At 68.7% G+C, this 12,489-nt stretch carries 10 protein-coding genes; 4 read left to right on the forward strand and 6 right to left on the reverse strand.

Going from position 1 to position 12,489, the window contains the following annotated elements; genetic code table 11:
• Positions 1–91: 91 nt before the first annotated feature.
• The 4 genes from OG194_RS15995 to OG194_RS16010 all read right to left on the reverse strand — a co-directional run bounded on the left by OG194_RS15995 (position 92) and on the right by OG194_RS16010 (position 6,757).
• Positions 92–1,126 (reverse strand): ABC transporter permease, encoded by a 1,035-nt coding sequence (locus OG194_RS15995; protein WP_327401515.1) that lies wholly within the window; start codon positions 1,124–1,126, stop codon positions 92–94.
• A gap of 685 nt (positions 1,127–1,811) precedes the next feature.
• Positions 1,812–3,719: a translational GTPase TypA gene (gene typA / locus OG194_RS16000; protein WP_327401516.1), complete on the reverse strand. Its 1,908-nt coding sequence runs from the start codon at positions 3,717–3,719 to the stop codon at positions 1,812–1,814.
• A 154-nt stretch (positions 3,720–3,873) separates the two neighbouring features.
• Positions 3,874–4,506: a hypothetical protein gene (locus OG194_RS16005; RefSeq protein WP_327401517.1), complete on the reverse strand. Its 633-nt coding sequence runs from the start codon at positions 4,504–4,506 to the stop codon at positions 3,874–3,876.
• An 85-nt stretch (positions 4,507–4,591) separates the two neighbouring features.
• Complete coding sequence (locus OG194_RS16010; protein ID WP_327401518.1) at positions 4,592–6,757, reverse strand: ABC transporter family substrate-binding protein; 2,166 nt, start codon at positions 6,755–6,757, stop codon at positions 4,592–4,594.
• 292 nt (positions 6,758–7,049) lie between these two features.
• Here OG194_RS16010 and OG194_RS16015 point away from each other — a divergent pair, with 292 nt between their 5' ends.
• The 4 genes from OG194_RS16015 to OG194_RS16030 are packed head-to-tail and all read left to right on the forward strand — an operon-like array spanning position 7,050 to position 10,890.
• Positions 7,050–7,340: a hypothetical protein gene (locus OG194_RS16015; protein ID WP_019058435.1), complete on the forward strand. Its 291-nt coding sequence runs from the start codon at positions 7,050–7,052 to the stop codon at positions 7,338–7,340.
• A gap of 18 nt (positions 7,341–7,358) precedes the next feature.
• The gene (locus OG194_RS16020) at positions 7,359–8,180 is read left to right on the forward strand and encodes a hypothetical protein (protein ID WP_327401519.1); all 822 of its coding nucleotides are present in this window, start codon (positions 7,359–7,361) and stop codon (positions 8,178–8,180) included.
• Entirely contained in the window at positions 8,180–10,123 is a 1,944-nt protein-coding gene (locus OG194_RS16025) for a fumarate reductase/succinate dehydrogenase flavoprotein subunit (protein ID WP_327401520.1), read from the forward strand. The genes OG194_RS16020 and OG194_RS16025 overlap by 1 nt, the downstream gene beginning before the upstream one ends.
• Positions 10,120–10,890, forward strand: a complete 771-nt coding sequence (locus OG194_RS16030) for a succinate dehydrogenase/fumarate reductase iron-sulfur subunit (RefSeq protein ID WP_327401521.1) — start codon at positions 10,120–10,122, stop codon at positions 10,888–10,890. Before OG194_RS16025 ends, OG194_RS16030 begins: the two co-directional genes overlap by 4 nt.
• Positions 10,891–11,172: 282 nt before the next feature.
• On the opposite strand, the gene OG194_RS16035 is transcribed toward OG194_RS16030, so the two are convergent.
• A complete protein-coding gene (locus tag OG194_RS16035) occupies positions 11,173–12,168 on the reverse strand; it encodes a phosphotransferase family protein (RefSeq protein ID WP_327401522.1) in 996 nt (331 codons plus the stop codon).
• Positions 12,165–12,452 carry a hypothetical protein gene (locus tag OG194_RS16040; protein WP_327401523.1) on the reverse strand — a complete coding sequence of 96 codons (288 nt, stop codon included), beginning with the start codon at positions 12,450–12,452 and terminating at the stop codon, positions 12,165–12,167. Before OG194_RS16040 ends, OG194_RS16035 begins: the two co-directional genes overlap by 4 nt.
• Between the last annotated feature and the right edge of the window lie 37 nt (positions 12,453–12,489).

A 12,489-nucleotide genomic window follows, 5' to 3' on the forward strand; every position in this document is an offset into this window, starting at 1 on the left:
CACAAAGGAATTCCCGTGCTGGATCGCCGTGCTGGATTGCTGTGCTGTGTTGCCGTGCGGTGTCCGGGCGCGGAGGCCCACCAACGGACGGTCAGCGTGCCGTCTTGGGATCGAAGGCGTCCCTGACCGAGTCCCCGAGCAGGTTGAAGGCCACGATGAAGATGATCATCGAGACACCCGGGAAGAACATGTAGGTGATGTCGTTCGACATCACGAGTTCGGTGGACGCCTTGGAGAACATCTGTCCCCAGTCCGGCGTCGGTTCGACGATGCCCACACCCAGGTAGGACAGTCCGGCCTCGGCGGTCACGAAGCCGGGAAGCATGTACGTGGACTGCACGAGGATCGGCGTGACCACGTTCGGCAGGATCTCCCGGCTGATGATCCGCCAGGACGAGGCTCCGCTGACCCGGGCCGCCTCGATGAACTCCCGTTCGCGCAGCGCCAGACTGGTGCCGCGCAGGATACGGGCCAGGCTCATCCAGCCCAGGAACCACTGCACCGCGATGAGCGCCACGACACGGACGTACGTCGGCGTCTCGTCGGTCGGGCTCACGAAGAGCGACACGACGACCGGCATGCTGGCGATGAAGAACAGCTGGGCGGGGAAGGCCAGCAGGAAGTCGATGACCCGGCTGATGAAGTAGTCGGACTTGCCGCCGAGGAAGCCGGCCGCGACGCCGAGCAGGATGCCGGTGAGGACGGTCGCGAGCGTCACGCAGACGGAGATCATCAGCGAGGTGCGGATGCCATAGAGGAGCTTGGTGAACACGTCGTAGCCGTTGCCCGGTTCGAGGCCGAACCAGAACTGGCTGCTGATCCCGCCGTTGGGCTGTAGCGGGACGCCCGCGCTGTCGAAGAGCTCGGGGCGTTCGTCCGCGTACACGGTGTACGGGTCCTTGCCGTACAGCTTGGAGATCAGTGGTGCGAGGAGCCCGACGAGGAAGAAGAAGGCCACGACGTAGGCCGAGATCACGCCGGTGCGGTCGCGCTTGAAGCGGATCCACATCAGCTGGCCGGGCGACCGGCCCTCCATCTTCTTGGCCTCGGGTTCCGCCTGCGGCCCTGGTTCGCCGTCGACGACGACCGAGGTTCCGCCGCCCTCAATGTCGATAGGACTTGTCACTGTTCGCCCATTTCACAGGTGTGGGTGTGCCGAGTGGGCGACCGGCGCAGGGTGTGCGCGATCACCGTTCGGAGCTAGGAAAGAGGTCCGGTGCGTCCCGGTGCGGCGGGAGATCCCGCAGCCGGACGCGCGTAGTTGAACGGCGGCACTAGACCGCCGGCCGACTCCTCAGAGCCAATCTCCGTAGGGGCGGGCGAGGTTGCTACTGACGGACGGCGTGTCCCACCTGGCGTTCGTGACACCACGCATGGGGCTCCTCCTCATGACTCCACGTGTTCACCAACAGGAGGGGGTTCTCGTCTTTCCTCCGCCACCCCTGGCGGAGGGTCAGACACCCCCTGGTGCTCGCGAGTCGGCGCCGTCCCCACGGCGCGGTGACCCATTGACCCGAGCGTTACGCGGCTAACTATCTGCCATGTGCCAGGTGCCGACCACTGTCTTTAAATCTCAATTCAGTCACAGCTCGCCCGTACATCTTCCAAAACATGGACAAACTGTTCGATGCGAGAAGGCCACGAAACGGACTTGTTACATGGCTATCGGGCGAGGATCTCCGCATTACGGACAGACCGTCTCGGGAAGCGGGGCTAAATTCGGTTGCAAAAAGCCCGGGCACCCCCAAGATGGGGGCACCCGGGCTCAGTTGGCCGGTAACAGCTCCTCGAACGGCCTGCGATCGTATGCGTCAGCCGTGCTTGGCGCGGCTCGCGGAGCGGCCGCGCTCCTTCTGGTCGAGGACGACCTTGCGGATGCGAACGGACTCCGGGGTCACCTCCACGCACTCGTCGTCGCGGCAGAACTCCAGGGACTGCTCCAGGGAGAGCTTGCGCGGCGGGACGATCGCCTCGAACGAGTCGGCGGCGGCCGAGCGCATGTTGGTGAGCTTCTTCTCCTTGGTGATGTTCACGTCCATGTCGTCGGCGCGCGAGTTCTCGCCGACGATCATGCCCTCGTACACCTCGGTGCCGGGGTCGGTGAACAGCACACCGCGCTCCTGGAGGTTCGTCATCGCAAACGCGGTGACGGCGCCCGCGCGGTCGGCGACCAGCGAACCGTTGTTACGGGTCGTCAGCACGCCGAACCACGGCTCGTGGCCCTCGTGGATGGAGTGGGCGATGCCCGTACCGCGCGTCCCGGTCAGGAACTCGGTACGGAAGCCGATGAGACCGCGGGACGGCACGACGAACTCCAGGCGGACCCAACCGGAGCCGTGGTTGGACATGTTGTCCATCCGGCCCTTGCGGACACCCATGAGCTGCGTGACCGCGCCCATGTGCTCCTCGGGCACGTCGATCGTCATGCGCTCGACCGGCTCGTACGTCTTGCCCTCGACCTGCTGGGTGACGACCTGCGGCTTGCCGATGGTCAGCTCGAAGCCCTCGCGGCGCATCTGCTCGACCAGGATGGCCAGCGCCAGCTCACCGCGGCCCTGCACCTCCCAGGCGTCGGGACGCTCGGTGTCGAGCACGCGCAGCGAGACGTTACCGATCAGCTCGCGGTCCAGGCGGTCCTTGACCTGACGGGCGGTCACCTTGCGGTCCTTGACGGCCGCCTTCGCGGAGGCGCCCTTGCCGGTGCCGCCGCGGCCGACCAGCGGCGAGGTGTTCGTACCGATGGTCATGGAGATCGCCGGCTCGTCGACCGTGATGAGCGGCAGCGCGATCGGGTTCTCCAGGTCGGCGAGGGTCTCGCCGATCATGATGTCCGGGATACCGGCCACGGCGCAGATGTCACCGGGGCCCGCCATCTCGGCCGGCTTGCGGGTGAGCGCCTCGGTCATCAGCAGCTCGGTGATGCGCACGTTGGACATCGTGCCGTCGCGCTTGATCCACGTGACGGTCTGGCCCTTGCGCAGCTCGCCCTGCTCGACGCGGAGCAGCGCGATACGGCCGAGGAAGTTGTCCGCGTCCAGGTTGGTGACGTGCGCCTGGAGGGGGGCGGCCTCGTCGAACTCGGGGGCCGGGACGTGCGACAGGATCGTGGTGAAGAAGGGCTCCAGGCTGTCGCTGTCCTGCGGGACCGTGCCGTTCTCCGGCTTGGTCAGCGAGGCCACACCGTCACGCGCACACGCGTAGACGATCGGGAACTCGATCTGCTCCTCGTCCGCGTCCAGGTCCAGGAACAGGTCGTACGTCTCGTTGACGACCTCGTCGATCCGGGAGTCGGGGCGGTCCGTCTTGTTGATGCACAGGATGACGGGCAGGCGCTGCTGGAGCGCCTTGCGCAGCACGAAGCGGGTCTGGGGCAGCGGGCCCTCGGACGCGTCGACGAGCAGTACCACCGCGTCCACCATCGACAGACCGCGCTCGACCTCGCCACCGAAGTCGGCGTGGCCCGGGGTGTCGATGATGTTGATGGTGATGACGTCGCCGCCATCCTTCGGGTGGTACTTCACGGCCGTGTTCTTGGCCAGGATCGTGATGCCCTTCTCACGCTCCAGATCGTTCGAGTCCATCATTCGGTCGTCGAGCGACTCGGCGGCGTGCGCGGCGAAGGCACCGGCCTGCTTCAGCATGGCGTCGACGAGGGTCGTCTTCCCGTGGTCGACGTGGGCGACGATGGCGACGTTGCGGATGTCGTGGCGCGTGGCCATATTGCGGCGAACTCCCGGAGAGTGAGGAAGGCCTGCGCGTACGTCTGTGTTACGCGGACCCTGCCGGGCTGGACACGCCACGGCCTTACCCCATCGTACGTGGCGTACGGGGAAGGAGCCTCCGCAGGGCCTTACGGGCGACGCCGGAACCGGGTCAGACGGGCTCGGCCGCCGGGGAACCGGCGGGGCACAGGCGCAGGGCCGCGGCGTGCGCGGCGTCCGCGGCGACGTCGTACAAGGGCTCGGAGCAGGGCAGGAACCCCACGCCGACCGTCTCCCAGGTCCGCACCTGGCCCCGCACCGGTGCGGTGGACCCGCAGGTGTAAGTGAAATCGGCCTCAACCAGGCTTATCGATCCCCAGGCGTAGTACGCGCCCTCCAGGTCCCCGGTGTCGGTGAAGTACTGCGCCTCCTCGGGCCGCATCACCTCCGACGGACCGGCCAGGGGGTTGTCCTCCTTCAGCCGGTCGCCCAGCGCCTTGATCACGCGAGCGGCGCCGACCCCCTTGGGCGTACGCGAGACGACGACCCGGTAGACGGTGTCGTCGTCGACGGGCTTGAGGGCCGACTCGTAATGCTCGGTGTGCTCGGTCCCCTTGGGGAAGGTGACCGGGTCCGCGAGCGCGGTCAGCTCCTGCCACTGCCGGACACCGGACCAGCGGTACGTCCCGTGCGCGCAGATCGTGGCCGCGTCGGCGGACAGCCGGCTGTCTCCCGCCGTGACACCACAACCCGCCGCTCCCGCACCCAGCACCACCACGGCCACCGCCGCTCCCCAGCCCCGCATGCCCCACCCCCGTACGACGACCGCCGCCCCGCAAGTAGCTGCGGGACGGCGGCCGTGCTCGTCATGTGCGGGTGATGCTAATCCCTCAGTCCTTGGTCGGGCTCGCCGAGGGGTGCGCGCCCTTCTTCAGGAAGCCCATGTCCTCGTAGACCGGGGTCTGGAAGCCGAAGGAGCCGGCGTTGACGACGGTCCTGCGGGCGGCCGTGAGCTGGGGGCGCTGGTAGAGGGGGATCGAGCCGGCCGCCGCCCAGATGCGGGCGTCGGCCTTGCGGACCAGGGCGGCGGACTCGTCCTCGTCGAGGGTCGAGGCGGCCTGGTCGAAGAGCTGGTCGACCTGGTCGGTGCCGACGCGGGTGTAGTTCTGCTCGACGTTCAGGGAGCCGTCCGCGGCCGGGACCGGCTTGGCGAAGATCGGGCGGGCGTCGGTGGCGGGGAAGGCGGACGCGGGCCAGGAGTAGAGGGCGAGGTCGTACTGGCCGGACGCGATGTGGTCCTTGAAGTAGCTGTCGTCGGAGACCTTGGTGATCTCCGTGCGGATGCCGACCTTCTCCAGCATCCGGGAGATGCTGTCGGCGACCGCGCTCAGCGACTCCGACCCGATGCCGGACGGGAGCACGAAGCGGAGGGTGAGCGGCTTGCCGTCCTTGGCGAGCGGCCCGGTCTTGGCGCCCGCCGGGGCGGCCGTGCCCTTGGGGGCGTACGCGCCGGGTGCGCCGCCCTGCTTCACCTTGCGGCCGTCGTACTGCTTGCCGTCGGCGAGGTGCTTGGAGCCCTCATCCCCGTGCCCGTGCTTCTTGGTGTGGTCCTGCGGGTCCTTGTTGTCCTCGCCGACGATGTACTGCCCGTCGGAGCCACCCTCGGAGTCGGCCTCGTCGTCGGACTTCTTGCTCTTCTTGCTCTCGGCTCCGGCGGCCTTCTCGCCCTTGTCCTTGAGCGGTCCGCCGGGCACCCAGCCGGCGTCGGCGAGCAGCGCCTGCGCCTCCGTGGTGTCCTGGCCGCCGAGCGCGCCGCTGTTGTCGGCGTACGCGGCCTGACCGGAGAGCGCGAGGTGGCTGCCGACCGGCACGGCGGGCAGGCCGAGCGGGGTGAGGACGACCTTCGCCAGTGCCGTACGGTCGAGCGCGTGGGCCACCGCACGCCGGACGCGCTCGTCGGCGAGGGGGCCCTCGGAGCCGTTGAGGGCGAGCTGCGTGTAGGCGGGCTCGAAGGAACGGCGGACGGTGAAGGCGCGCAACTCGTCCTGCTGGCGCAGGTACTTGGCGAGCGCCTTGCGCTCCTTCTTGCCGAGCTTCTTCTTCTGCCGGCTCTCGTTCTTGTTCTCGTCCCTGCCCGTGGGGCTCGCGCCCTGGAGCGGGGTGCTCGTCCCCTTGGCGCGGCCCGCGAGCGCGATACGGCTCGCGTCGGCGGGGTCGATCCCGGCCAGGTCGACCGTGCCGTCGGCGAGCGCGGCGGCCCGCTTGTCGAGCGGTACGGCGTGCAGCACGATCTCGGAGAGCTTCGCGGGCCGGCCCCACCAGTGCGGGTTGCGGGCGAGGACGATCTCCTTGTCCTTGCGGTCGATCTTCTGCACCCCGAAGGCCCCGGCGGTGACCTTCAGCTTGCGGCGCGCGCCGTCGTTGAAGGCGTCCGGGGTGCCCATGACGTCCTTGGGGTACAGCGGCGAGAACAGCGCCTTCCAGTCGGCGTACGGCCTGCTGAAGGTGACCTTGACCTCAAGGTTGTTGGCGCCGCGCTCGATCTTCTCGATGCGGTCGTAACCGGCGTTGCGCGCGGTCCAGTACGCGGAGTCCTTGCCGGACAGGGCGCGCCACTGGGCGGCGAAGTCGGCGGCGCCGATCTCGCGGCCGTCGCTCCACACCGCCTGCTGGTCCAGCTTGTAGAGGACGACCTGCTTGGGCTCGGTGTCGACGACCTTCGCGGACTCCAGGTAGTCGGCGTCGCGCTGCGGGCGGCCCTGCGCGTCGAGCCGGAACATGGCGGGCAGGACGGCCTGGGCGACGCGGGTGGTGGCGTCGTCGGCGTCCGACTGGAACGTGTTGAGGGTCTCCGGAACGTCGTCGACGGCCCAGTTCAGGGTGCCGCCGTCGGCGACCAGGTCACGGCCGACCGGCGCGATGTCCTGTCCGGCGAGCGGCTTGCCGGACTCGTTGTCCGAACTGCACGCCGCGAGGGTGGGCACCGCGAGCGCGCCCGCGGTGAGGAAGGCGACCGAGCGCATGACCGCGCGCAGTCTGACGCCGTCGTGGGACATCACTGCTACCTCCGGTAAGCCGCGGGCTTCTGATCACTTATGGGCGTATATGGAGCTGATCAGATCTTTGCGGCCACTGAAGAGGAAACGGTTCGGCCATGAAGGGCGACACGGCGAGGGGCGCCGGGAAGCCCACCCGTGCGGCGCAATGTTCGAATCTGCCCCCGTACACACCAACGCACCCCGGCCAATCCGTGCACACCGCTTCCCACCGGCAGGTGTGGCGCGCAACACTCGCAGGCGCATGAACGTTGCCGTCCATGGTCGACGCCCACGGAAGTGAGGTCACGTCATGTCCGTGCACGACGAACTGACATCAGTCCAGCGCTGTCTCGACGACCTGTTCAGGTCGGTGGGACGGCTGGAGAACCAATTCGGCAGCGGCGGCCTGGAAATGCGCAGGGTCAAGGCCGACGCCGACCGGCTGCGCGAGAGCGTCGCACTGCTGCGCGACGCCGCACCAGGGATCGAGCGCCCCCGGCGCCCCGATCTCGTCTCCATCCCCGACACCCCCTACGACAACACCCTGTGGACGGACTCGGACGACGAAGGACTCGGCGCCCACGACCGCCACGCACCCTGAACCGACCGGAGTCCTGACTTGGCCACTGGTACGGAACCCCAACCGAAGAGCGGCGGCGTACACACCGGTACGCGCGCCGCGATCGACGCCCCGCATCTGCGGACCGACCGCTGGTGGCTGGCCCCGGCCGGCACCGCCGCCGGGCTGCTGGCCTTCATCGTCTACTCGACGTGGCGGGCCTTCGCGGACTCGAACTACTACGCGGCGCCCTACGTCTCGCCGTTCTACTCACCCTGTCTGGCCGACCGGTGCAGAACCATGCACGCGGGCCCGAACGCCGACCTCTTCGGGAGCTGGTGGGGCATCTCCCCCGCCATCATCATCCTGATCTTCCCGCTCGGCTTCCGCCTGACCTGCTACTACTACCGCAAGGCCTACTACCGCGGCTTCTGGGCGTCCCCGCCGGCCTGCGCGGTGGCCGAGCCGCACAAGAAGTACAGCGGTGAGACCCGCTTCCCGCTGATCCTCCAGAACGTCCACCGGTACTTCTTCTACGCGGCGCTCCTGGTGGCGGGCACGCTCACGTACGACACCGTGCTGACCTTCCGCGACGAGCACTACCACTGGGGCCACATGGGCCTCGGCACCCTCGTCTTCGTGGCCAACATCGTGCTGATCTGGGCGTACACCCTGTCCTGCCACTCCTGCCGGCACATCGTCGGCGGCAAGCTCAAGCACTTCTCCAAGCATCCCGTGCGCTACAAGGCGTGGAAGCTCGTCGGGAAGCTGAACAACCGTCATATGCAGCTCGCCTGGGCGTCGTTGATCAGCGTGGCGGCCGCCGACTTCTACGTGTACCTGGTCGCCTCCGGCGCTTTCAACGATCCGAGGTTTTTCTGATGTCCGTGGTCGAGCGACAGGAGTGGGACGTCGTCGTGGTCGGGGCCGGTGGCGCCGGTCTGCGGGCCGCCATCGAGGCGCGCGAGCGCGGTGCCCGTACGGCGGTGATCTGCAAGTCGCTGTTCGGCAAGGCCCATACGGTGATGGCCGAGGGCGGCATCGCGGCGGCGATGGGCAACGTCAACTCCCACGACAGCTGGCAGGTCCACTTCCGCGACACCCTGCGCGGCGGCAAGTTCCTCAACCAGTGGCGCATGTCGGAGCTGCACGCGAAGGAAGCCCCGGACCGGGTCTGGGAGTTGGAGACCTGGGGCGCCCTCTTCGACCGTACGAAGGACGGCCGGATCTCCCAGCGCAACTTCGGCGGCCACGAGTACCCGCGCCTCGCGCACGTCGGCGACCGTACGGGACTTGAACTGATCCGCACGCTCCAGCAGAAGATCGTGTCGCTCCAGCAGGAGGACCACAAGGAGACCGGCGACTACGAGTCCCGTCTGAAGGTCTATCAGGAGTGCACGGTCACACGGGTGTTGAAAGACGGAAGCCGGGTTTCAGGCGTCTTCGCCTACGAGCGCGAGACGGGCCGCTTCATGGTTCTCGAAGCCCCCTCCGTGGTGATCGCGACCGGTGGGATCGGCAAGTCCTTCAAGGTGACGTCGAATTCGTGGGAGTACACGGGCGACGGCCACGCGCTGGCACTGCTCGCCGGGGCGCCTCTCCTCAACATGGAGTTCGTGCAGTTCCACCCGACGGGCATGGTCTGGCCGCCGTCGGTGAAGGGCATCCTGGTCACGGAGTCGGTGCGCGGTGACGGCGGGGTGCTGCGCAACTCCGAGGACAAGCGGTTCATGTTCGACTACATCCCCGACGTCTTCAAGGAGAAGTACGCCGAGTCGGAGGCCGAGGGCGACCGCTGGTACGAGGACCCCGACAACAACCGGCGTCCCCCCGAACTGCTCCCCCGCGACGAGGTCGCCCGCGCCATCAACTCCGAGGTGAAGGCGGGCCGCGGCTCACCGCACGGCGGGGTCTTCCTGGACGTGTCGACGCGGATGCCGGCGGAGGTGATCCGGCGCCGACTCCCGTCCATGTACCACCAGTTCAAGGAACTGGCCGACGTCGACATCACCGCCGAGGCGATGGAGGTCGGGCCGACCTGTCACTACGTGATGGGCGGCGTCGCGGTCGAGTCGGACACGGCGGCGGCGCGCGGGGTACCGGGGCTGTTCGCGGCCGGTGAGGTGGCCGGCGGCATGCACGGCTCCAACCGGCTCGGCGGCAACTCCCTGTCCGACCTGCTGGTGTTCGGCCGCCGGGCGGGCTGGCACGCGGCCGACCACGCGGCCGACCTGGCGGACAGCCGCCCGCTGGTGGACGACACGGAGGTCGACCTGGCGGCGGCGGAGGCGCTGCGCCCCTTCTCGGCGGAGGGCCCGGAACCGGGGCAGGAGAACGGCCGCCCGCCGGAGAACCCGTACACCCTCCACCAGGAACTCCAGCAGACCATGAACGACCTCGTCGGCATCATCCGCCGCGAGGGCGAGATGGAACAGGCGCTGGAGAAGCTGGCCGATCTTCGGGTACGGGCCCGCCGGGCGGGAGTCGAGGGCCACCGGCAGTTCAACCCCGGCTGGCATCTCGCTCTGGACCTGCGGAACATGCTGCTGGTCAGCGAGTGCGTGGCGCGGGCCGCGCTGGAGCGCACCGAGTCGCGCGGCGGACACACCCGTGAGGACCACCCCGGCATGAACCGCGACTGGCGCCGCATCAACCTGATCTGCCAACTGACGCACCCCAACGGCGGGTTGGCGGCCGCGGACCCGGTGTCCGGCCAGATCAGCCTGACCCGCGAGACGACCGACCCCATCCGCGCCGACCTGCTCGCCCTCTTCGAGAAGGAAGAGCTGGTCAAGTACCTCGCCGAAGAGGAGCTCTACGAGTGAGCAGCTACGAGGCCCGCTTCAAGGTGTGGCGGGGGGACGTCAAGGGCGGCGACCTGGAGGACTTCAAGGTCGAGGTCAACGACGGCGAGGTGATCCTCGACATCATCCACCGCATCCAGGCCACCCAGGCCTCCGACCTCGCCGTGCGCTGGAACTGCAAGGCGGGCAAGTGCGGTTCGTGCTCGGCGGAGGTCAACGGCCGCCCCCGGCTGATGTGCATGACCCGCATGTCGGTGTTCACCCGCGAGGAGACGATCACGGTCACCCCGCTCCGCGCCTTCCCCGTCGTACGGGATCTGGTGACGGACGTCGGCTTCAACTACCAGAAGGCCAGGGAGATTCCGTCGTTCGTGCCGCCGGAGGGGGTCTCGGCCGGCGAGTACCGGATGATGCAGGAGGACGTCGACCGCTCGCAGGAGTTCCGCAAGTGCATCGAGTGCTTCCTGTGCCAGGACACCTGCCATGTCGTCCGCGACCACGAGGAGAACAAGACGGCGTTCGCCGGTCCCCGATTCCTCATGCGGGTAGCGGAGTTGGACATGCACCCGCTGGACGCGGCGGCCGAGACCGGCCTCGACCGCAAGAAGACCGCCCAGGACGAACACGGCCTCGGCTACTGCAACATCACCAAGTGCTGCACCGAGGTCTGCCCCGAGGGCATCCACATCACGGACAACGCGCTGATCCCCTTGAAGGAACGGGCAGTTGACCGCAAGTACGACCCGCTGGTGTGGCTGGGGTCGAAGATCGGGAGGCGTTCTTCGTAGGCTTCGCCGGCCTCGCGGCGACCTGCTGGACGACGATCCCGGCGATCGTCACGAACGTGCCGGCCACCGCGAGGCCCCCGTGCGCGTGCGGGCTCAGACAGGGGCCGAAGAAGATGAACCCGGCCAGCCCGGCGCCACTGACCAGGATGCCGTAGCCCCACAACCGGGGGCGCGCGATGCGGTTCCGGCGGACGAGCGGGGTCCAGCCGCGCGTGATCGCGCCGAGGCCGACACCGGCGAGGACAGCGATCAGCAGCGCTGCAAGGGTCAGTTCGATGTCGCTCATGTCCGCTCCACGAGGGACAGCGCCTGCTGGAGGTTGTGTTCCGCGATGCCGCGTATGAACTCCGGGTCGTGGAAGTCCCCGACGTCCAGGAGGCGGAGGGGGCCGGCGACGAGGGAGAGGTGCATCGCCAGGCCGTAGAGGCGTAGCCGGTCCTCGTCCAGGCCCTCGGTGCGCAGCGGGTCGTAGTGGGGGCCGAAGCGCAGGCGGAGGAAGACGTGTTCCCACTCGGCGTCGAAGTACATCAGGCCTTCGATGTCGATGAGGGCGAGTTCGCCGTCGGGGGTCACGCGGACGTGGTCGGGGCCTAGTTCGCCGTGGATGAGGGTGAGGGGCTCGGTGCGGGGCTGGACCCGGGTGGCCAACGTCCTTATGGCGTCGGTCAGTTGGGGGTGGGCGGCTGCCGCTCTTGGGTCGCGTGCCGGTAGTTCGTCGAGGTCGCCCAGGGCTCGTTCGGCTACGACCGCCTCGCACGAACCGCCGTAGGAGGAACCGTCGTTGTCCACGACCGCGACCTTCCCGAAGCGCGGGCCCGTGCAGGCGTGCAGGGTGTCGAGGAGGGCCGCCATCCGCTCCAGCGCCTCCGCCTTCGGTACGGCGGCCTTGTCGTCGTCCAGCAGGTCCTCCAGGGTGCCGCCCGGGAGGTCCTCGACGATCGCCACGTCCGCCGGGAGGTGGGTGTGGGTGGGGTCGGCGTGGAGGAGGCGCGGGGCGCGGACGCCGGCTGCGGCGAGGCGGTTCGCGGCGGCGGTGAAGAGGGTGAGGCCGGAGGCGTGGGAGAAGGGGTCGCGGGGGTCGCCGGGGCCGGCGTCCCAGAGGTCCTCGTCCGGGGACCAGACGTAGGCCACGGCGGTCGAACCGTCCTGGAAGACGAGATGGTAGACGCCCTTCTTCGAACCGCCACGGAGGCGGGTCACGTCGTTCAGGGTGTGGCCGAGGGCCCGGGCGAAGGGGGCCAGGTCGGTGGGGGTGAGGGTCTTGCGGGTGGCCTTCACAGGGCTGCGGGGCGTCGGGCCCGGGACTGGAGCACGAAGCCGAGGAGCAGCAGGGCGAGGCCCAACGGGCCGAAGAAGTCGAGGAGTTGCTGTGCGGGTGCCAGCTCGCTCAGAGACATCTCCGTCGTCAGACCCACGGCCGACATCAGTCCGCCGTAGCCCCACAACTGCGGCCGTACGACAGCGCGCCGCAGCTTCGGCGGCAGCCAGCCGGTCGTCAGCGCGATCGCTCCGGGTACCGCCATCAGCACACAGGCCAGCGCACCGAGTGCCGTCCACACCATCGCCCACCCCCTTCAGGCTCGACGGATCATCGCACCC

The sequence above is a fragment of the Streptomyces sp. NBC_01288 genome, from assembly GCF_035982055.1.
Taxonomy (GTDB): domain Bacteria; phylum Actinomycetota; class Actinomycetes; order Streptomycetales; family Streptomycetaceae; genus Streptomyces.